This window comes from Bacillus sp. AFS041924 (genome assembly GCF_002577195.1).
GTDB lineage: Bacteria > Bacillota > Bacilli > Bacillales > Bacillaceae_G > Gottfriedia.
This window is the reverse complement of the sequence record NZ_NULG01000007.1, coordinates 168,510-189,312: the sequence shown is the minus strand read 5'-3', so window position 1 is coordinate 189,312 and position 20,803 is coordinate 168,510. Positions and strand designations below refer to the sequence as shown.

Genomic DNA, 20,803 nt, shown 5'->3' with positions numbered 1-20,803 from the left:
AAAAGGTGTTCCTTAAATAGGAAAAAGTGAGGCTATATTTTATGACAAGTACTCCGAAATACTCTTGGATTATCTTATTGTTTCTAGTTCTTTCCGGAATGATTAACCAAGTAGATAAAATTATTATTGGCTTGGTTTCCGTTCCCTTAATGACAGAGTTACATTTGAGCCCGACGCAATGGGGAGTTGTAGGAAGTTCCTTCTTTTGGTTCTTCACTTTCTCTTCGATCATACTTGGTGGATTGGCCGACTCCAAAAATACGAAAAAAATGTTATCGTGGCTGTCATTGATTTGGTTAATTGTTCAGTTTGCTACTCCTTTTGCATCCAGTTTGACTCTACTTTTACTAACTAGAATGTTTTTAGGATTAGGTGAAGGTCCAGCTCCAGCTCTTTCTACTGCAATCATGGGAAAATGGTTTCCAAAACATAGACATGGTATAGGCTTTGGAGCTGTTCTATTAGGAACAACTGGGGGTTCTGCGATTGCTTCACCATTATTAATCTCTTTAATTGATAAGTATGGCTGGAAATCTGCATTTATAGCTATGGGTGTTCTAGGTCTAATCGTGTTAGTATTATGGTTAATTTTTGGTAAAGAAAGTCCAAAAGAAATTGGGATATCATCTTTACATCAGTCTTCAAATCTTCCAAACATCTCAATGAGACAGTTTTTCCCGCATTTGTTTTCTAAAAATTTTATATTGACCGTTTTGTGTGGAGGGTGCGCTTATTGGTTACTATCTGTTCAAGCAGTATGGTTACCGTCTTACTTTGAAAAGATTCAACGGTTTAATGGTCAAACATTGAAACTAGCTGTATCATTACCTTTTCTTTTTGCAGCTTTTTGCCAGCTCGGTTTTGCTCTACTTTCAGATCGTATTTACCGTAAAACAGGAGATATCCGGAAAGCGCGAATAAATCTTGCCGGTATCATGATGATGTTATCTGCTATTTGTATATACCTAGCTATTACAGTAAGTTCAACTTCTATGTCTATAATTTTCTTTACTCTTGCACCAGGATTTGCGTATGTCATTCTTTCACTTGCGCCAGCTATTTTGATGGAGTTTTTTTCTCCCAATAATATTGGAAAGGCACAAGGAACATTTATTGCTCTCGCAAGTATAACAAGTATTATTGCTCCACTAGTATTCGGATACTTTATCCAACACGCCGTGACTGAATCATCAGGATATAATTATGCGTTTCAACTATCATCTGTTGGAATGTTTATTATCGGGATCTTATTTTGGATCGGAGTTCGACCTAAGAATCAAAAACTGATTAAAGAGTCAGGTGAGCAAATGAGTAGTTAAAGAGTTTCTGAGAAAGCTAGAAATATGAAAATAATATTTTTATATTCAATTTTAAGGAGGAGTTTAAATGTCATTTATTCTAAATGAAAGAATTCAAGGACGATCAGCGTGGAAAGGTATTGATTTAGCTAATGAAGATTCATGGATTTATTTTTTAAACGACAAAACGATTGCTGCTCTCGAGAAGGCTACTTTAAACGTTCAACAAAGGGGGCTCAAAGCACCTGATTTTAAAAAAGAAGATTTTCCGATTCCTGATCTGGCTAATGAGATTAGTTATTTTGTTGACGAGTTAGAGAATGGAAGAGGGTTTTTATTAATTCGTGGATTGCCAATGGATCGATATACTGACCAAGAAGCGAGTATCATTTATTGGGGTCTTGGACTTCACTTGGGGTTACCAATTATTCAAAGTAAAGGTGGAGAGCTATTAGGACATATTAAAAACGTGGGTAAGGACTTTAATGATAATACAAAAGTACGTGGTTACCAAACGAATGTACATTTAGATTATCATACAGATCTTGCTGATGTGGTCGGTTTACTATGTCTTCGAAAAGCAAAATCTGGTGGTTTAAGTAGCATAGCAAGTGCGATATCAATCTATAATGAAATTTTGGAAAAGCACCCAGAGTATCTTGAAATTCTCTATCGTTCATTTGCTCACGACCTTCGCGGAGAAGAAACACCAGGGCAATCACCTGTAGTTCATTCTCCAATTTTTAGCTATTATGATGGTAATTTAAGCTGTAGGTATATTCGCCAATATGTCCAATCAGCACAAACGAAAACAGGTATTTATTTGTCAGAGGAGGAAATCGAAGCATTTGATTATATTGATTCCCTTACTCATGATAAAAATTTCCATATTGATATGATGATGGAACCAGGTGACATGCAATTCGTTAATAATTATACGGTTTTTCACTCTCGTACTCACTTTGAAGATTATGAAGAAGAAGATAAAAAGCGCCACCTATTAAGATTATGGTTAATGATGCCAAATGGTCGGAAAATCGCCCCAGATTTCGAGTTTTATATTGGTGGAGCACCCGTAAATAGGTAAATCATCGATAGAAATTAACCCTATTTTCATTATTTAAGTGGATGGTGATTTTATTCAATTAATAACGTGAATAGGATCACCATTTTTTCTATTAAAGTGGACGGGTTAAAAGGTGAAGTTACAGTAGAGTTAAATAAAACTAGAAAGGTTGATGTTCTTTGGTAAGATTACATCCACAAGCAGAGAAGTTTTTACAAGTATTTAACCAGATGCCACCTATTCATAAGATGGAACCTAAAGCTGTAAGAGAAATGCTATCAAAATCACCACGGCCGGTTTTAAACTTAGAAACGCTATCAAAAGTAGAGGATTATATGATTCCAGTAAGTGATGACGAAGAAATTAAATGTAGAGTTTACATACCAGAAGGACAAGGCCCTTTTCCAATTTTTATATACTACCATGGTGGTGGTTGGGTACTCGGGGATATTGAATCGATGGATGCATGTTGTCGCTTTCTTGCTAATAGAACTAAGAGCATTGTAGTATCCGTAAACTATCGTCTTGCTCCAGAGTATAAGTTTCCGACTGCAGTTGAGGATGCATATGCAGCTTTGAAATGGGTTTATGAAAAGGGGAATTCATTAAATGGGGATGTCTCTAAAATAATTATTGGAGGGGATAGTGTAGGTGGTAATCTTGCAACTGTAGTGACGATGGTTGCAAGAGATAGAAAAGGTCCAAACATCACTGCACAAGTATTAATTTATCCTCCGACAAATCTTGAGTTTAATACAGAGTCGCATCAACTATTTGCAAAAGGATTTGGTCTAGATAGAGAACAGCTAATTTGGTTCCGAAATCATTATTTAAAGGATGAAGAAGACAGGAGTAATGAGTATGCTTCACCATTAGTTGCAAGGAATTTAAGTGGTCTCCCTCAAGCATTGGTCATCACGGCGGAAAATGATGTACTCCGTGATGAAGGTATGTCTTATGCTAGACGGATGAAGGAATTCGGTGTGCATGTTGAATACGTTTGTGAACCTGGTATGATCCATGGTTATTTTGGACAGATGGCCATTTTTTCTAACAATATAGAATCAACTGTTTCTAAAATAAAGGAATTCTTAAGTAAAGCAAATAATTCGGTAAACCTCTAAAAAACAAGCCTCATTAAATAATGGGGCTTGTTTTTGCTATTAACTTATAAACTAGTAAATCTTCAAAAGAATTTTTTTAAAAATAAACGGTATTACCGATGCCACCAGTTACCGGAATCACTTCTCCAGTAATCGATACTGACAAAGGAGATGCTAGGAACGTAACAACATTTGCAATTTCATGTGATGTAATGATACGACCGAGTGAATTTAGAGATTCTACTTGTTGAATAGCTTCTTTGCTAGTAACACGATCTCTAAAAGCTTCGGTTTCAACGATTCCTGGATAAATAGCATTGACGTTAATGCCATACTTTCCTAGTTCCATTGATGCAGATTTTGTTAAATGGACGACAGATGCATTACGTGGCCCAGAACTAAAATAATTGCCACCAATTCTAGCAGCTAGTCCGCTTATATTGATAATACGTCCCCATTTGTTATCAATCATATAGGGTGCGACAGCCCTAATACAACGAAAATAACCCATATACTTTTCTTCAAAATCCTTTAAAATAAGCTCTTCTTTAATACTATTAAAATCCTCTGGCTCATGTCCGCCAACGCGAGCTCCGCTGTTAATTAATATATCTATACTTCCCATTACTTCTGCCGATTTTTTTACTAGATTTAAGATAGAGTCTGGATCGGTAGTATCTGCTACAATTGGATAAATATTTCGGTTTGTTTCTTGAGCCAGTTCCTCTGCTGTAATGCTTAATGTGGATTCATTTCTCGAACAAATAGTACAATCTACACCTTCTAGTGCTAGTTGGCGTGCAACAGCTTTCCCAATACCTCGGCTACCCCCAACAATAAGTGCTTTTTTCCCTAATAACTTTAAGTCCATTGTATAGCCTCCAGTTCTAATTCACTAGTAATACAAAAAAGTCAAATGAATAGTTTTGATCCATTTCTATATTCATTCTACCTATAAATAATATTTATATAAAATTAAAGATATTAATTTGTAGTTTAATTGTGCTAATATAGTGTGGTGTTAAAATCATGTATTATGGTGAATTTTTCATATATTAGTAGTATTTACTTGTAAGTTAAAATGTTTAATTTTATTTAACTGAAAATTATGAATATAATAAATTTAAAGAATTTTATAGTTTAAAAAAAGAATGTGAAAAAAGGAGGGAAAACGATGCTTTCTTTATAGATTTAGGTTTGAAAGAGAAGATGTTCTTATTTTTTGAAAGCGCTTTAATTAGGTTAGAGGTATTATTGTTGTTTTCGGAAAATGAATGAGAGAGGTAAGCTAATTCATTTTTATTACTCTAAAATTTTTAAATTAGGTTGTTAGATAGAGATGTTCATTTATTAGTAGGAAAGAAAGGGAGATTTATTTGAACACACCAAAATATTCTTGGATTATTTTATTAATTCTAGTTGCTTCTGGCATGGTCAACCAAGTGGATAAAATTATCATAGGATTAGTTTCAGTTCCAGTAATGAAGGAACTACATTTAAGTCCATCACAATGGGGAATGGTAGGAAGTTCGTTCTTTTGGTTTTTTACCATTTCTTCCTTCATTCTTGGTGGCATGGCTGATTCTAAAAACACGAAAAAGATGTTTACTTGGATCATGTTTGTATGGTTAGTTGTTCAGTTTGCAACACCTTTTGTATCTAGTTTATCTCTATTAATGTTATCAAGAATGATATTGGGCGCGGGGGAAGGGCCAGCTATTTCAATTTCGACTTCTATAATTGGAAAATGGTTCCCTAGAGATAGACACGGGATTGGTTTTGGTGCTGTTCTTTTTGGGGCAACAATTGGACCGGCAATCGCTTCACCACTATTACTCTCCTTGATTAATGAATACAGTTGGAGAGCTGCCTTTGTAGCAATGGGTGTAGTTGGATTTATTGTACTACTTTTATGGATAATTTTTGGAAAAGAAAGTCCTAAAGAGATCGGGATATTTACAAATGAACAAGAGGATAGGAACACTGTAATCAAAAATAAAGTTTCTTGGAAGCAGTTTTTCCCACATATCTTTTCTAAAAATTTTATTTTTACAGCAGTTTGTGCGGGCTGTGCATATTGGTTATTATCAGTCCAAGCAGTTTGGTTTCCAGCATACTTTTCCAAAGTCCAACATTTTGATGGTAAGACATTAAAGATGGCAGTTGCTTTACCTTTTTTCTTCGCGGCAATTTGTCAAATTGGCTTTGCTTTAATATCAGATCGAATTTATCGCAAAACAAAAGATATTCGGAAAGCAAGAATTAATCTTGCAGGAATCTCGATGATGTTATCTGCTGTTTGTTTATATATTGGAAGTATAGCTAATTCAGATAAGATTGCCATTTTATTCTTTATCCTTGCACCAGGTTTTGCAATCGTTATTCTTTCACTTGCACCAGCCATGCTAATGGAATTCTTTTCACCAAAAAATATTGGAAAAGCACAAGGGACATATGTTGCTCTTTCAAGTTCAACGAGTATTATCGCTCCCGTTATATTCGGAAATTTCATTGAGAAGGCAGGAAGTGAGTCTATAGGATATGGTTACGGATTTATGGTGACGTCTTTAGTTATGTTCGTTTTCGGATTATTATTTTGGATTGCTGTAAGCCCTGCGAGGCAAACAAGTACTACGAACAAAGTTGAGGAGCAAGTTATTTTATAAAAATTTGATTTAATCGAGGAGGAAAAATCTATGTGTAAAAACAAGAAATCCTTAGAAGGAATCGATTGTTGCGTAGAATGTTATGAAGAATTATCTATTATGGAGAGAAATCGCAGTAACTGCTGGAGTTGCCAGGATAAAATAACCGAAACTTATGCTGACGACCATATCGATATAGAATTGAAAGGTAATACTGAACCGAAAATTAATTCTTAATTTGAAGCTAAATGATTCAAATAAAAAGAGAAGCTCTGCGTTCATTTTGAATGCAGTTGCTTCTCTTTTTTTACCTTTTAATAATTTCGGATTTTAGAAAATTAATATATTTGTTTGCATATGTAGATAAGTGCTTATTCTCAGAGCGAACTAACCCTAAGGAAATATTGACAGTACTATGATTCACCAAATCAATCGGGATAATTTCACCATTAATGACTGAGGGATAATTTTGCATTACAAAATCAGGAGCAAATGTAATGGCTAAATTTTCATTGACAGCCTGTAGAAGACCAGCCATGTTATTTGTTGTAAATAATATTTTCAAAGGTTTATATTTTTTAAAAAAATCTTGGACAAAATGTTGCATTAATTCGCCTTTATATATGACGAGAGTTTGATCAAGAATGTCTTCTGGAGTGACGGTGCCTAGAAAAGCTAATGGAGAATGTTTAGATACATATACTTTCTGCTTCCCTTCAAGGAGCGCTTCAAAAGATATACCTTCCATATTTATGTCCAAATCACTTGAATAGGTGAATAGCCCAAAGTCGGTCTTATGCTGTCTAACATCATCAATGACAGATGTTCCACTCTTTTCGCTAACCTCTAAATTTACATGAGGGTAATCATTGCTAAAAGTAGAAATTGCTTTTACGAGAAACGTCATTAAACCTGGTAAAGATGATATTTTGAGTTCACCTACTTCAGTGGAGTTAAATAGGTTTGCCGTCTCTTTTATTTCTTCAAGTTTTTTTTGAACTTCATAGGCCAGTTTTAAAATGACCCTACCTTCATCTGTTGGGACAGCACCATGTCCCCGCGAGCGGTTAAATACTTTAATTTCTAATTCTTTTTCTAAGTTAGTTATGGACTGGCTTATTGTTGATTGAGTTACATGTAGATTCTGTGCAGCTACTGACAAGGAACTGTATTTTGCAACTTCAACAATATAGATTAATTGTTCAATATTCATAGTTGTCCCCTTTTTCGAATATTAGTAATACTAACTTACACATTAAAATCTTTAATTTTTTTTCATTATAATTTATATGTATAATCAATATCAATAAGATTTTTAAAAATTAGAATATTCTAAATTTTATAGAGGAGGAAGAGTAAAATGTCATTATTACAATTGTTTGATTTAACAGGAAAGACAGCAATCGTTACGGGGGGCGGAAGTGGGCTAGGACGTGTAATGGCGCTAGCTTTAGCAGAAGCAGGTGCAAATGTCGTAGTTTGTTCTCGTCGTTTAGAAGTATGCGCAGAAGTTGTGAAAGAAATAGAAGCTTTAGGGAAACAAGCATTAGCAATAATTGTAGATGTAACAAGTCCTGAATCAATCGAAAAGGGATTGGAAAAAGCCGTTTCTAGATTTGGTAGCATCGAAATATTAGTAAATAGTAGTGGAACTGTTTTCGAAGCGCCGGCTACAGAAATGCCTTTAGCACAATGGCAAGCTATGCTTGATACAAATGTGACGGGAACGTTTTTGATGTGCCAGGCAGTTGGTAAACATATGATTGATAACGAGTATGGAAAAATCATTAATATTTCTTCTAGTATAGGTTTTAAAGGTGTTGATCCAGAAGCTGTAGATTCTGTGGGATATACAACAAGTAAGGGAGCCGTTATGACTTTAACAAAGGACTTATCAGTTAAGTGGGGCCGTCACGGTGTTTGTGTAAATTCCATTGCTCCTGGCGTTTTCACTACAGGAATGAATAACCCAGAAATACCAGGAACTCTCGTACAGAAAGCAGGTCCATTTATTGCATCTCAAGTTCCACTTAGAAGACTAGGTAGTGATCATGATTTGGTAGGTGCAATCCTTTACTTTGCTTCGGCAGCATCAGATTATTGTACAGGACAAATATTAGTTCTTGATGGAGGCCTTGGGGCTAAGTAAATTTAAGTACTGTAAATTAGCTAAATTTACATGCATGTAAAAAATACTAATTTTACTTAACTAAAAATTATGAATATACTGATAATAACAAATTCGAAATCGTTATTAGTTGGCTTACTGATGTAAGGGACTACTACATACGAATTGTAAAATCAAAAGTTGGAAGAGGGGATTTAAGTGAGTAATGTAAAGGATGTAAAAGAAGTAGTGGCTCATCATGCTGGTAATATTAGTGTAGATGAATTGCCTTGGATTCCTTATTTTGGTGATTCGAAATTTAAACTGCTTAAAGCAAACCCTGTGACAGGGCAAACACTTACTTTATTATATGTACCTGCTAAAATGCAGCTACCTGCACATTTCCACCCTGGTACAGTTATTGTATATACTGTCCAAGGAACTTGGAGATATCTTGAGGAGTCTTGGATCTCTAAACCAGGTGATGTTGTATACGAGCCTGCTGGATCAAAACATACTCCAACAGCTGTAGGTGATGAGGATGTTATAACTTTTAATATTGTAGAAGGAACATTAGATTATATCGGTGAGAATGGTGAAATACTTGCTAGAGATAATTGGGAATCATTCTTAAATAGATACTATGAACATTGTGCGGCTGAAGGAATCGAACCAGTAGATGTGACTAAATTTTAAAAAATAGTGAATGAAAAGAGAATCTAAACGTCCTTTGACGAAGAGGATTCTCTTTTCTTATGTTTGCTTAATTAATATTGTTTAAAAATAGTAACTTTTACTTTATTAATATGGCTTACTTGTAAATTAATTTCTTTAATTTTATTTAACTATCACTAATGAGTATAATTAGTGATAAGGTTATTTTTATAAAATTTAGAATATTTAAATATAAGGAGGGTTAATGATCTATGCCAACTGAAACAGTATTAATTACAGGTGCAACAAAAGGTATTGGATTAGAATTTGCAAAAGTTTTTGCAGAACATCGTTTTAACTTAGTCTTAGTTGCCAGAGATGCAATGTTGATGGAAAAACAAGCTGAGTTTTTAAAAAATGAATATAGAGTAGAGGTAACTACTTTTGTCGGTGACTTAAGCAATCATTCAACCATAGAGAGCTTGTATACATATTTGAAAAGTGAAGGGATCAACATCGATATTTTGATTAATAATGCAGGCGCAGGCGGACTTGGTTTAATGACTGAATTAGATATTAAGAAAGAATTGGAATGCCTTCAACTGAATATGATCTCCCTAACTTATTTAACTAGACTTATAGCGGATGAAATGGTTAAACGAAATCGCGGTAAAATTTTAAATGTTGCATCGACAGCTGCCTTTCAACCTACTCCACTGATGTCGATGTATGGGGCAAGCAAGTCATATGTTTTATCTTTTACAGAAGCAATCGCTGAAGAACTGAAAGGAACCGGAGTTCAAGTAAGTGTACTATGCCCTCCTTCAACAAAAACGCCTCTTACAGAAGGTCTTGCTTCAACAGGAACAAAAATTTTCATTAAAAACTTAATGGATCCTAAATCAGTTGCTAAGTACGGCTTTGAAGGCTTAATGAAAAATAAGACGGTGATCATTCCGGGCTTTAAAAATAAACTGATGGCAAAATCTGTAGGACTACTACCAAGGAAGTGGGTAACTATTTATACTCGAAAAATGATTGAGGAAAAAGTGTAGATAGCTTAAGACAAATACGAGATTAAATTTATCGAAGCGAGGGATTGTGAATGCAAAATGTCTATTTAGTCGAGGCACTCAGAACGCCTATAGGGTGTTTTGGTGGTTCATTGAAAGAGGTCGGTGCCGTACAGCTTGCATCAACAGTTGTTAAGGAAGTATGGCAACGATCTGGTCTTTCTGCAGATTGTATTGATGAAGTAGTAATAGGTAATGTTTTAAAATCAGGACTGAAAGGTAATCCATCAAGACAAGCGGCAATTAATGCTGGCTTACCCCCATCTATACCAGCCATTACAATCGATAAACAATGTGCATCTGGACTGCGAGCAATAACATTAGCCTATCACCAAATATTAGCTGGAGATTCGAATATTGTAATTGCAGGTGGAACCGAAAGTATGAGTAATGTCCCACATTTAGTGATGAATGCAAGATGGGGACAAAAAATGGGAGATTTGAAGACGGTAGACGCAATTTTTCATGACGGGCTCCACTGTGCAATAGAAGGTTATCATATGGGAGTGACAGCGGAAAATTTAGTTGAAGACTATCGTATATCGCGCGAGGAACAAGATGCATATGCATTATCAAGTCAACAAAAAGCAATTAAAGCTAAAGAGCAGGGACTATTCGAAAAGGAAATTATTCCAGTTACGATTAAAAGTAAAAAAGGTACTACTTTTTTTACAGAAGATGAGAACATAAAAAGCACTAGTTTGGAGAAATTGCAAACTCTTAAACCAGCATTTAAAGAAAATGGAACAGTGACAGCTGGAAATGCCTCTTCTTTAAATGATGGTGCAGCTGCAGTCATTATTGCTTCTGAACAAGCTGTTAGAGAATATGGTTTAAAACCTCTTGCCAAAATTCGATCTGTCGCAAGCGCTGCAGTATCACCTTCTATTATGGGTATCGGACCAGTTCCAGCAACACAAATAGCTCTGCAACGAGCAAACTTAACAATACAGGATATTGAATTGGCAGAGATCAATGAAGCGTTTGCTGCACAAGTGCTTGCAGTAAATAAGGAACTAGGTATATCTGAAGAGATTATTAATGTAAACGGAGGAGCTATTGCTTTAGGGCATCCAATCGGATGTTCAGGTACAAGAATAGTAGTTACTTTATTACACGAATTAATACGACAAAAGAAACAAATCGGTTTAGCAACTTTATGTGTTGGTGGTGGACAAGGAGTATCCATTATTGTGGAAGCCGTATAATCTATTAAAAAATGGTAAGCATACAGCCTACCATTTTTTATTTATACGTTTTAATGAAGATAATCAAATGTATTTTTTGCTAACAATAAAAAGGTAACCGTAATAAAAAGGACGCGAACGTAGCCACTGCCTTTTTTTATCGCAAATTTTGATCCACAAATGGCACCAGCTATTTGTGCAAGTCCCATAGCTAAACCATAAGCATAATGAATTTGTCCTAAGTACATAAACATTAATAATGCAGCTATATTACTTCCAAAATTTAAAAATTTTGCATTCCCTGCTGCCTTTAAAAAATCAAATCCCATCATTAAAAAAGCAAATATTAAGAATGAACCTGTACCAGGGCCAATAAACCCATCATAGAAACCTATTCCAAAAATTAAAAGCATAAATAGAATTATACGAGTAGCTGACAGCTTTTTATTGGAAGTAGTATCTCCCCAATTTTTCTTAAAAATAGTATAAACTGCAACAGCAGCAAGCATAACGAGCATAAGTGGCTTTAGAATAGTGGGGTCAATTAAATGAACCGTCCAAGCTCCTAAAATAGAACCAATAAAAGTGAGTGGGAATAACTTATAGACTGATTTTAAATCAAGTTTTCCAGAACGATAGAACATGATTGTGCTCGTTAAAGAGCCAATTGACCCAGCTAATTTGTTCGTGGCAACAGCAGCAGCTGGAGAAAGACCAGTAAATAATAATACTGGTAAAGTAATTAGCCCACCGCCTCCAACTACGGAATCAATAAATGCAGCTAAAAATCCAAATACAATTAAAGTTAATAATAACGATGGATCAATATGGAATATCATCAAATCTACCTTTCTTTAATTTGCTAGTAGTTAAAATAAAAACTAATGTAAATCATTAATTTAGTAATATAAGAATATTATTATAATAAACACAGCAAAAAGCAATAATGATACTATTTTAATTCTCTGTTTCAAAAATAATATGAGTTTTTCATTTTAACTTGTACCACTCTCTTAAAATTTGCATATATTGATATGTGATAAATTGATGAAGAGGTGTATACGGAGTGTATTTCGAACAATCAAGAACTACAGAAATAGGACAGGCTAAAGAAAAATACTTTGAAAAAAACATCAATCGATTGATGAAAGAGGTAGTTACAAAGATTGAAATGAAGATGGCACTTGAAGAACTAAAGGTCAATCGCATTGTCCGCTTAGAGGGTCTTGAAAAAGATGAAGTGATTAAAGAAGTTCAAAAAGATTTAACGAAGATATTAGAAGATGGAATTGAAGAAATTCGTTTAAGAATGAGTGAAATGGAAATTTATTTACATTCGTTAGATGAAATAAAAGGCTATCCAATAACAAATGAAAAAGATTTAAATAAGTGAAAATGGAGTGAGAAACACTAAGTTTCTTCACTCTATTTTTTTCTATAAGGTATTTACTTTTTTATTGTTAGTAGGTTACTTCATTTATGTTAATTCAACACAACAAAGCTTATATGCTTAATACGATAATCTTCTCCTGTTTTATTTTTATTGTTTTATTATTCTCTATTAGCAACGTCTATTTGCACCATTTATTTTTAGTTACACTTTTTATAAGTAATTATTCTTCAATTGTGGGTACACTGCTAAATTGATAAAAATAATATTTTTGACCATTTATAAAAATTGTAAATCCTTTTGTACTTAGAGTAAATTCTTCGTTGTTAAGTTGATTACTCTTTATTACATATTTTAAGTTTGATTTTTTTCATATGTACCAATATCTACTTTATTGTTTAAAGATAAATCTGGGTTATAATAATAGAATTTATTATGATCTTCTTGATCAAATACCATGGTCACTCTAGGTAAGTATTTAAAAAATCCATGTAAAAGAAATCAAAGTCTTTGTAAGCCTGGAAACAGAGAAGGCAAAAACTATTTTCGTTTTTGATTACGATTCCGTAATGTCGGAAATAGCTCGATACAGAATGTCCAACATTTCCTCAAGCTCCGATTCCTTTGATGCTAATGGCGGCATAAATACAATAACATTTCCAAGTGGACGGGTAAGTAAACCGAGTTCCTTTGCTCTTTTCGTTACTTGCACACCAATTCGCTCATTCCAATGGAAAGCTTCTTTTGAATCCTTTGATTTTACTAGTTCAATTCCAATCATCAAGCCACTTTGACGTATATCTCCAACATGTTTTAATTCATTAAATTTCATCAGTTTCTCTTTTACATAAGTTGAAATCTTTTCAACATGTTCTAATAATTGAGTGTTCTTAAATAAATCTAAATTTGCTAATGCTACTGCACATCCAAGCGGATTACCGGTATAACTATGTCCATGAAAGAAAGTTTTTTGCTCTTCGTATGTACCTAAAAAAGCTTCATAGATTCTGTTTGTTGTTAATGTTGCTGCCACCGGTAAGTACCCACCAGTTAAACCTTTTCCGCAAGTCAAAATATCAGGCGTAACTCCTTCTAAATCACAAGCAAACATTTTACTAGTACGACCAAAACCTGTTGCGACCTCGTCAGCGATAAGTAATACATCATATTTTATACATAATTCCCGTACGGCTTTTAAATATCCTTTTGGCATAACAATAATACCGCTTGCTCCTTGAACAATAGGTTCGAGTATTAATGCTGCAATTGAATTAGCTTTTTCGATAAATAAATCTTCTACCTCTTTTAAATAGGCATCCCTAATTTCTATTTCATTACCCACATATTTAGATCGGTAAAGATGTGGATAGGAAACTTTTATACTCGGAAATAGTAGCTCATTATACGCCTGATGAAATAAATCAATTGCTCCTACGGAAACTGCCCCAATTGTATCTCCGTGATACGCTTCCTTCATCGTAACAAAAGTATTTTTATCGGGTTTACCGATGTTTCTCCAATACTGATAGGCCATTTTTATAGCGATTTCTACAGAAGTAGCCCCCGAGTCAGAATAAAAAACCTTTTCTAAGCCATTAGGAGAAATATCAACTAGCTTCTCTGCTAAAAGAATCGCAGGTATATTGGCCATACCTAAAAGTGTAGAATGGGCAACCTTTTCTAACTGCTCATTAATCGCTTTATTTAATTCCTGGATATTATGACCGTGAACATTTAACCAAATAGAGGAGACCCCATCATAATATTCATTCCCCAATACATCATATAACTTTCTATCTTTTCCATGTGAAATAATCAGTGGATCTTCGTTTATATAATCTTTCATTTGAGTAAAAGGATGCCAAAGGTATTGTTTATTTTTTGAAGATAATTCTTGATAGAGTTCTTGATTCATAAATAATGTTATCCCCCTTGAATTATATGTTAACCAAAATACAACAAAGGTTGACATATATTTTAATTGCATGTTAATTTAATTTTGTGAGTTTGTCAAATTTTGCTAGTTTGTCAAACTTATAAATTAATAGGGGGAATTCTATGCAAAATAGGACTTTATCTTTAACAGTAATATCATTATTTGCCTCATTAACATCGATTGGGGCGTTTATTAAGATTCCCTTACCAGTGATTCCGTTTACGCTTCAAATACTTTTTGTATTTTTAGCCGGCAATCTTTTAGGAAGTAAAAGAGGGATGATGAGTCAAATACTGTATGTAGGAATTGGATTAATTGGGATACCAGTATTTGCTTCAGGTGGTGGACCTGAATATGTATTAAAGCCAACATTCGGCTATTTAATAGGCTTCATCATTGGAGCATTTGTCATTGGATACATAATAGAAAAAACGAAAGAACCGAAGCTTAAACATTATATTTTTGCGAATGTAGTCGGGTTAATGATTGTTTATATTTTAGGCATTACATATGTATATCTTTCTTTAAATACTTGGTTAGATAGTCCTGTTTCAGTCGAAAAGGTTCTAATGATGGGGCTGGTATATAGCATTGGTCAAGATTTATTACTTGCTGTTTTAGGAGGAGTATTGGCAGTGCGCCTATATTCTCATTTTGCTAAAGCTAGAGACAATGAAAAAAAGGTGGCTGCTTAAGATGGGGAAAGGATATTTTGTTACTGGAATTGATACAAATATTGGGAAAACCTATGTAACTACTCAAATGGTATCTTGCCTGCAAAGAAAAGGAATTGATGCAATTCCTTATAAGCCAATTCAGAGTGGAGTAGTTAATATAGATAATAGATTTATAGGTGAGGATGTAGCGTTTTATAAAGAAAAATTAACGCTTTCAGAAGACGATCATTATTACAATTCATACACGCTTAAAACACCCGTTTCACCACATTTAGCTAGTAAACTAGAAAATGTCTTTATCGATGAGCAAGTTATTTTAGAAAAATATAAGCAATTAGAAGACAAGCATGATGTTGTTTTTGTTGAAGGTGCCGGTGGAGTTGCAGTTCCGATAAAAGAAAATTTTGGGACGATTGATTTAATAAAGCTATTAAATCTACCTGTAATTCTTGTTACTACATTAAGGCTAGGAACGATTAATCATACAGTTTTAACAACTGAGTATTTGATGTCGCACCAAATTAATATTTTAGGCTTATTAATTAATAACGTACCATCGACCATGAATGACATGGAAAAAGATAATTTAATGATGCTAGAAAAATTAACTGGACAAAACATTCTAGGAGTCATACCGGAACAGTCGGACTTTTTTACAGAAGAAAATATTATTGAAATTCAACAATTATTGACGAAATGATAAATGAACAGGAGCGATTCAAGGTGAATTGGACTAATTTGGCACATGAAGTTATTTTAGGTAAAGAAATTTCAGACGAAGAAGCATTAAGCATATTAACATGTGAAGATGATGACTTACTTTCACTTTTACAAGGTGCATTTATTATTAGGAAACATTATTATGGAAAAAAAGTTAAACTAAATATGATCATTAATGCTAAAAGTGGTTATTGTCCTGAGGATTGCGGCTATTGTTCCCAATCTTCAATTTCTAGTGCACCTATTGAGAAATATCCTTTTCTATCTAAAGAAGAAATTCTTGATGGTGCAAAGCGTGCCTTTGATTTAAAGGCAGGTACATATTGTATTGTTGCAAGTGGACGTGGACCGACAAACAGGGATGTAAATGTTGTTACAGATGCAGTTAAGGAAATTAAAGAATTATACGGTTTGAAAGTATGTGCCTGCTTAGGGCTTATTAAGGATCATCAAGCTAGTGAACTGAAAGAAGCAGGTGTTGATCGATATAATCATAATTTAAATACTTCAGCGGAGCATCATAATTATATAACAACAACCCATACATATCAGGATCGCATAGATACGGTTGAGAAAGTTAAACAGTCAGGTATATCTCCATGTTCAGGAGCAATTATTGGGATGAAGGAAACGAAACAAGATGTTATTTCAATCGCGAGGTCATTACGATTATTAGATGCAGACTCCATTCCGGTAAACTTTTTACATGCTATTAATGGAACGAAACTAGAAGGCGTGAACGAATTAAATCCACGTTATTGTTTAAAAGTGTTGGCACTTTTCCGATTCATTAATCCAACGAAAGAAATTCGAATTTCTGGAGGACGTGAAGTAAATCTGCGTAGTTTACAGCCACTTGGACTTTATGTGGCAAATAGTATTTTCATAGGTGATTATTTGACAACGGAGGGGCAGGAAACAAATAGTGACCATGCAATGCTAGAAGATTTGGGGTTTGAGATTGAGTTGGTTGGAAAACAAGAAAAGATATTCTCATAATAAAAAAACGAAAACCTAGAAAATGAAAATTAGGTTTTCGTTTTTTATTATTAATTAATCAAAATGCTACTTTGGTATTAAACTGTTAAATACTTATCAATAATACGATTAAGTTCTAATTCTTCAGTTGATGATAAAACTAGGTTAGCATGGCCTAAAATTGCAGCATCTCCAATCGCAACTGAGAACATATTAGCCGAGTTAATCGCGTCTACACCAGCTGCCGCGTCCTCCACACCGATGCAGTTCTCAGGTTTAGCAGAAACTGCTTCGGCAGCTTTTAAAAATACTTCTGGATCTGGCTTAGAATTAATGACTGTTGCAGCGTCAACGATATGGTCAAAATAATCAATAATGCCTAAAGCTTTAACGACCATTAATGCATTTTTTGAAGCAGATGCCATTGAAATTTTAATACCAGCTTCTTTAATTTGCTTTAAAAATGATTCAATGCCGGGTAATAAGTCTTTTTCAGATATATTGCGAATTAGTTCCACATAATGTGCATTCTTTTTTGTTGCTAAATCATTTTTTTCGCTTTCAGTGAAATCATTTTGTCGGTTTCCTAACGTTAGGATTCTTTCTAATGAATCTGTTCGGCTTACACCTTTTAATGTTTCATTAAATTCACGATCAAAAGGAATTCCTAAGTCTTCACCTAACTTTTTCCACGCTAAATAATGAAATTCAGCAGTATCAGTAATTACACCGTCTAAATCAAAAATAAATGCTTCAATTTGTTTTTTCAAAATGATACCTCCATAGATTCGATCAATTTAATTTTGCAACTGATTTTCGTTCGACCAACTTTGTTGGAACAATAATGTGCTCTGATTTTTTAGGTACATTTTTTATTCGCTTAAAAAGTAAGTCTGTAGCAATTTCACCAAGCTTCATAACAGGAATTTCAATCCCTGTTAAAGGTGGCGAGAACAATGGTGAAAAAATCCCATTATTATATCCTATAACTGATACATCTTTCGGGATGGATATTCCTAACTTTGCAGTTGTATTATAAAGTCCAATCACTTTCAGGTCATCTATTGCAAAAATTGCTGTAGGTAAATCTTTAGATTTCAAAAGTGATTCTGAAACTTCGTATGCCCTTTCCATTGTATACCCACTATCAATAATTCGATCAGGGCGAAGAGGAATTCCATTATCAATTAAACATTTTTTATATCCTTCCAGTCTGTCAATTGATACATGGTAATCGAGAGAAGAATGTAGACATGCAATGTCAGTATGTCCTTGATTGATTAAGTGTTGGACTAATTGATAACTATCATTAAAATTATCAGTATCCACTGAATAAATATGTTGATAGTTTCCTTCTACTCTTCCAATAACTACTACTGGAATTTTATATTTATCTAATTCTTTGAAAAAGTCCTCATTTGCAGGTGAACTCAGCATTAGAATTCCTTTAATCATTTTCCCTCGAATCTTCTCGATACACTTATTTAACTCATCTTTGCTATTTTTAGATGTTTGGATAATGACATCGAAATTTTCTACTTCTGATCTCGTTGAAATAGAGTGAATAATTTCAGAGAAAAACGTGTTTCCGGCAGTTGTTTTCGTAGAACGGGACATTACCAAGATTGCATCAAAGCCTGATGATGTAAGAGCCCTAGCTAATTTATTAGGTTGGTAATTTAACTCTTCAATTGCCTTCATTACTCGTATACGGCTTTCTTCTGAAATATTATCTTTATTATTAAGTACTCGAGATACAGTGGACTTTGAAACGTTAGCCACGCGAGCAATATCGTAAATTGTTGGGCCCATTTGTATTCTCCTCTTTGTTTTCTGAAGTTATTTCATAAAAACGTTTTCATTTTTGATTTTTTAAATGATTCTTTATTTAAGAATAAAACGCAGGGGTATAGTTATACTAAAATAGTGTTGTAGATAAATTTATTTAGGAGCGAGTACGAAAATTTTTCGTAATTATAAATGATAGTATCGAGTTTTCTATTATTTTTGTCAAGACTATAGACAAAATACTGATAGGTAAATAATGTTACCTTATCTATCGTTAGAACTTTATATGAATAGTGATTGTTTTAAATCTATGATTAAAATGTTTAATGTGACATATTTTTCAAAAAAATATCATATTTTCATAAAGTTTTTAAATTGACAGTAAGCGCTTTCTATAATATATTGATTGTGGGAGCGGTACCAAGGAAATTTCACATCTCTGTGGGAGCGATACCACAAGGAGGAATCTTATGAGTAAAATTAAAGAAAGATTAGCCTATATTTATGAAAACAAAGAAATTGATCAACTTTATAGTGCAATCGTAAATCGCATTGAAGAAGCTAAAATAAAAATTACGAAAAAAAGAAAACAAAATTGGGACGAGTCAGATGTAGTTTTAATTACTTACGGTGATCAGTTCCAAGAAGAGGGGAAACCAACATTAGAAACATTTAAAAAAATGTTTGATGAACATTTAGCAAATAAATTTGAACTTGTTCATATTTTGCCTTTTTATCCTTATACATCTGATGATGGTTTTTCAGTAGTTGATTATAAAAAAGTAAATCCAGAATTAGGCGATTGGTCACATATCGAGAGCTTATCAAAATCAGCAAGAATAATGTTTGATTATGTATGTAATCATATCTCAAGTAAGAGTGAATGGTTCCAAGGATACTTAAACGGCGATCCAAAATATCAAGACTATTTCATTGATATGGATCCTTCAGTTGATTTAAGCTCAGTAACTAGACCTAGAGCACTTCCATTGCTATCAAAGTTTAAATTAGCGAATGGTGAGGAAAAATACATTTGGACAACATTTAGTGATGACCAAATTGATTTAAATTTTAGTAATCCACAAGTTTTACTAGATATGATTGATGTTTTACTATTTTACCTTGAACAAGGAGCGGAATATGTAAGACTTGATGCAGTAGGATATATGTGGAAAGAAGTTGGTACTTCATGTATCCATCTTGAAAAAACACATGAAATCGTTAAATTATTCCGTGATTTATTAGATGAAGCAGCTAAGGGTACAGTAATGATTACTGAAACGAATGTTCCTCATTTAGATAATATTTCTTACTTTGGTAACGGACATGATGAAGCACATATGGTTTACCAATTTCCACTACCTCCATTAGTTTTATATTCACTTCATAAAGGGAATGGTAGTGTATTAACAAATTGGGCAAAAAATCTAGAAGGTTCTGGAAAAGATACAACTTTTTTCAACTTCTTAGCTTCACATGATGGAATTGGTTTAAATCCGATTCGTGGAATTATCCATGAAGAAGAAATTCTTTCGTTAGTAGAAGATTTAAAGGTAGAAGGAGCATTAGTAAATTATAAGAAAAATTCAGATGGCACAGAAAGTCCATATGAAATAAATGTAACTTATTTAGATGCTTTAAATAAACAATCTACAAGTGATGATATAAGAGTAAAAAGATTCTTGTTAGCGCATTCAATCTTATTAACATTCCAAGGTGTACCGGCTATTTACATCCAAAGTATGTTAGGTTCTAGAAATGATTATGCGGGTGTTGAAAAAACTGGAATGAATCGCTCAATTAATCGTCAAAAATATGCACTTGATACGATTGAAAAGGAATTAATGGAAGAAGGTTCATTAAGAAATAAAGTTTTCACAGAACTTACAAAAATTATCCAAGTACGTAAAGAGGAAAAACTATTTAATCCTGATGTAAAAATGGAAGTACTTGAAGTAAATGAAAATGTATTTGCGATCAAACGTGTTAATGAAGAGGATAGTGTTGTAATTCTTCATAACCTATCAAATGAGCAAGCGAACTGCGATTTAAACGGAAAATTTATGAATATTATTACGGGAAATGTTGAAGAATTTAATGAAAACATTACTTTAAATCCATATGAATTCCTTTGGTTAAAACCTTTAAAATAGGAGGCAGAACAAGTGAAAAAAGTATTAA

Annotated in this window: 19 protein-coding genes; 13 read left to right on the top strand and 6 right to left on the bottom strand. The window is 33.6% G+C overall.

The features are described from left to right. The first annotated feature begins 41 nt into the window (after nucleotides 1–41). The 3 genes from COC46_RS02930 to COC46_RS02920 all read left to right on the top strand — a co-directional run bounded on the left by COC46_RS02930 (nucleotide 42) and on the right by COC46_RS02920 (nucleotide 3,488). Nucleotides 42–1,319, top strand: coding sequence for an MFS transporter (locus tag COC46_RS02930; RefSeq protein ID WP_098808277.1), 1,278 nt, complete (start codon nucleotides 42–44; stop codon nucleotides 1,317–1,319). Between the two features lie 67 nt (nucleotides 1,320–1,386). Further along, entirely contained in the window at nucleotides 1,387–2,385 is a 999-nt protein-coding gene (locus COC46_RS02925) for a TauD/TfdA family dioxygenase (RefSeq protein WP_098808276.1), read from the top strand. Nucleotides 2,386–2,543: 158 nt separating this feature from the next. After that, on the top strand, nucleotides 2,544–3,488 hold the full coding sequence (locus COC46_RS02920; RefSeq protein ID WP_098808275.1) for an alpha/beta hydrolase: 945 nt from the start codon (nucleotides 2,544–2,546) through the stop codon (nucleotides 3,486–3,488). 76 nt (nucleotides 3,489–3,564) lie between these two features. On the opposite strand, the gene COC46_RS02915 is transcribed toward COC46_RS02920, so the two are convergent. After that, nucleotides 3,565–4,338 (bottom strand): SDR family NAD(P)-dependent oxidoreductase, encoded by a 774-nt coding sequence (locus tag COC46_RS02915; RefSeq protein WP_098808274.1) that lies wholly within the window; start codon nucleotides 4,336–4,338, stop codon nucleotides 3,565–3,567. Nucleotides 4,339–4,843: 505 nt separating this feature from the next. Here COC46_RS02915 and COC46_RS02910 point away from each other — a divergent pair. Then, nucleotides 4,844–6,133, top strand: coding sequence for an MFS transporter (locus tag COC46_RS02910; protein ID WP_098808273.1), 1,290 nt, complete (start codon nucleotides 4,844–4,846; stop codon nucleotides 6,131–6,133). A gap of 286 nt (nucleotides 6,134–6,419) precedes the next feature. Here the strand turns inward: COC46_RS02910 and COC46_RS02900 are convergent, their stop codons facing one another. Beyond that, nucleotides 6,420–7,325 (bottom strand): LysR family transcriptional regulator, encoded by a 906-nt coding sequence (locus COC46_RS02900; protein WP_098808271.1) that lies wholly within the window; start codon nucleotides 7,323–7,325, stop codon nucleotides 6,420–6,422. Between the two features lie 147 nt (nucleotides 7,326–7,472). Here COC46_RS02900 and COC46_RS02895 point away from each other — a divergent pair, with 147 nt between their 5' ends. The 4 genes from COC46_RS02895 to COC46_RS02880 all read left to right on the top strand — a co-directional run bounded on the left by COC46_RS02895 (nucleotide 7,473) and on the right by COC46_RS02880 (nucleotide 11,154). Continuing rightward, the gene (locus tag COC46_RS02895; protein ID WP_098808270.1) at nucleotides 7,473–8,261 is read left to right on the top strand and encodes an SDR family NAD(P)-dependent oxidoreductase; all 789 of its coding nucleotides are present in this window, start codon (nucleotides 7,473–7,475) and stop codon (nucleotides 8,259–8,261) included. 177 nt (nucleotides 8,262–8,438) lie between these two features. Beyond that, nucleotides 8,439–8,915, top strand: a complete 477-nt coding sequence (locus tag COC46_RS02890) for a 2,4'-dihydroxyacetophenone dioxygenase family protein (RefSeq protein WP_098808269.1) — start codon at nucleotides 8,439–8,441, stop codon at nucleotides 8,913–8,915. A gap of 230 nt (nucleotides 8,916–9,145) precedes the next feature. Further along, nucleotides 9,146–9,928 (top strand): SDR family NAD(P)-dependent oxidoreductase, encoded by a 783-nt coding sequence (locus COC46_RS02885; protein WP_098808268.1) that lies wholly within the window; start codon nucleotides 9,146–9,148, stop codon nucleotides 9,926–9,928. A gap of 50 nt (nucleotides 9,929–9,978) precedes the next feature. Then, nucleotides 9,979–11,154: a thiolase family protein gene (locus COC46_RS02880; RefSeq protein ID WP_098808267.1), complete on the top strand. Its 1,176-nt coding sequence runs from the start codon at nucleotides 9,979–9,981 to the stop codon at nucleotides 11,152–11,154. 50 nt (nucleotides 11,155–11,204) lie between these two features. On the opposite strand, the gene COC46_RS02875 is transcribed toward COC46_RS02880, so the two are convergent. Then, on the bottom strand, nucleotides 11,205–11,972 hold the full coding sequence (locus COC46_RS02875; protein WP_098808266.1) for a TSUP family transporter: 768 nt from the start codon (nucleotides 11,970–11,972) through the stop codon (nucleotides 11,205–11,207). Nucleotides 11,973–12,199: 227 nt separating this feature from the next. On the opposite strand from COC46_RS02875, the gene COC46_RS02870 reads away from it, so the two are divergent. Next, complete coding sequence (locus COC46_RS02870) at nucleotides 12,200–12,526, top strand: hypothetical protein (protein ID WP_098808265.1); 327 nt, start codon at nucleotides 12,200–12,202, stop codon at nucleotides 12,524–12,526. A gap of 553 nt (nucleotides 12,527–13,079) precedes the next feature. On the opposite strand, the gene bioA is transcribed toward COC46_RS02870, so the two are convergent. After that, nucleotides 13,080–14,495 (bottom strand): adenosylmethionine--8-amino-7-oxononanoate transaminase, encoded by a 1,416-nt coding sequence (bioA, locus tag COC46_RS02865; RefSeq protein WP_369700010.1) that lies wholly within the window; start codon nucleotides 14,493–14,495, stop codon nucleotides 13,080–13,082. 86 nt (nucleotides 14,496–14,581) lie between these two features. Between bioA and COC46_RS02860 the strand changes: the two genes are divergently transcribed. The 3 genes from COC46_RS02860 to bioB are packed head-to-tail and all read left to right on the top strand — an operon-like array spanning nucleotide 14,582 to nucleotide 16,855. Beyond that, complete coding sequence (locus COC46_RS02860) at nucleotides 14,582–15,154, top strand: biotin transporter BioY (RefSeq protein ID WP_098808263.1); 573 nt, start codon at nucleotides 14,582–14,584, stop codon at nucleotides 15,152–15,154. Nucleotide 15,155: 1 nt separating this feature from the next. Beyond that, complete coding sequence (gene bioD / locus COC46_RS02855) at nucleotides 15,156–15,836, top strand: dethiobiotin synthase (protein ID WP_176545035.1); 681 nt, start codon at nucleotides 15,156–15,158, stop codon at nucleotides 15,834–15,836. Nucleotides 15,837–15,859: 23 nt separating this feature from the next. Continuing rightward, nucleotides 15,860–16,855, top strand: a complete 996-nt coding sequence (gene bioB, locus COC46_RS02850) for a biotin synthase BioB (RefSeq protein ID WP_098808261.1) — start codon at nucleotides 15,860–15,862, stop codon at nucleotides 16,853–16,855. A gap of 77 nt (nucleotides 16,856–16,932) precedes the next feature. Here bioB and pgmB read toward each other — a convergent pair whose 3' ends face one another. Then, complete coding sequence (gene pgmB / locus COC46_RS02845; RefSeq protein ID WP_098808260.1) at nucleotides 16,933–17,604, bottom strand: beta-phosphoglucomutase; 672 nt, start codon at nucleotides 17,602–17,604, stop codon at nucleotides 16,933–16,935. A gap of 22 nt (nucleotides 17,605–17,626) precedes the next feature. After that, the gene (locus COC46_RS02840; protein ID WP_098808259.1) at nucleotides 17,627–18,646 is read right to left on the bottom strand and encodes a LacI family DNA-binding transcriptional regulator; all 1,020 of its coding nucleotides are present in this window, start codon (nucleotides 18,644–18,646) and stop codon (nucleotides 17,627–17,629) included. A gap of 446 nt (nucleotides 18,647–19,092) precedes the next feature. On the opposite strand from COC46_RS02840, the gene COC46_RS02835 reads away from it, so the two are divergent. After that, the gene (locus COC46_RS02835; protein ID WP_098808258.1) at nucleotides 19,093–20,775 is read left to right on the top strand and encodes an alpha-amylase family glycosyl hydrolase; all 1,683 of its coding nucleotides are present in this window, start codon (nucleotides 19,093–19,095) and stop codon (nucleotides 20,773–20,775) included. The last annotated feature ends 28 nt before the right edge of the window (nucleotides 20,776–20,803 follow it).

Excerpts from the sequence above, each read along its gene's own strand:
- bioD (WP_176545035.1), top strand. The coding sequence starts at position 15,156 with ATGGGGAAAGGATATTTTGTTACTGGAATTGATACAAATATTGGGAAA.
- COC46_RS02860 (WP_098808263.1), top strand. The coding sequence starts at position 14,582 with ATGCAAAATAGGACTTTATCTTTAACAGTAATATCATTATTTGCCTCA.
- COC46_RS02915 (WP_098808274.1), bottom strand. The coding sequence starts at position 4,338 with ATGGACTTAAAGTTATTAGGGAAAAAAGCACTTATTGTTGGGGGTAGC.
- COC46_RS02925 (WP_098808276.1), top strand. The coding sequence starts at position 1,387 with ATGTCATTTATTCTAAATGAAAGAATTCAAGGACGATCAGCGTGGAAA.
- COC46_RS02840 (WP_098808259.1), bottom strand. The coding sequence starts at position 18,646 with ATGGGCCCAACAATTTACGATATTGCTCGCGTGGCTAACGTTTCAAAG.
- COC46_RS02880 (WP_098808267.1), top strand. The coding sequence starts at position 9,979 with ATGCAAAATGTCTATTTAGTCGAGGCACTCAGAACGCCTATAGGGTGT.
- COC46_RS02900 (WP_098808271.1), bottom strand. The coding sequence starts at position 7,325 with ATGAATATTGAACAATTAATCTATATTGTTGAAGTTGCAAAATACAGT.
- COC46_RS02930 (WP_098808277.1), top strand. The coding sequence starts at position 42 with ATGACAAGTACTCCGAAATACTCTTGGATTATCTTATTGTTTCTAGTT.
- COC46_RS02885 (WP_098808268.1), top strand. The coding sequence starts at position 9,146 with ATGCCAACTGAAACAGTATTAATTACAGGTGCAACAAAAGGTATTGGA.
- COC46_RS02875 (WP_098808266.1), bottom strand. The coding sequence starts at position 11,972 with ATGATATTCCATATTGATCCATCGTTATTATTAACTTTAATTGTATTT.
- bioA (WP_369700010.1), bottom strand. The coding sequence starts at position 14,495 with ATGTCAACCTTTGTTGTATTTTGGTTAACATATAATTCAAGGGGGATA.
- COC46_RS02895 (WP_098808270.1), top strand. The coding sequence starts at position 7,473 with ATGTCATTATTACAATTGTTTGATTTAACAGGAAAGACAGCAATCGTT.
- COC46_RS02835 (WP_098808258.1), top strand. The coding sequence starts at position 19,093 with ATGAGTAAAATTAAAGAAAGATTAGCCTATATTTATGAAAACAAAGAA.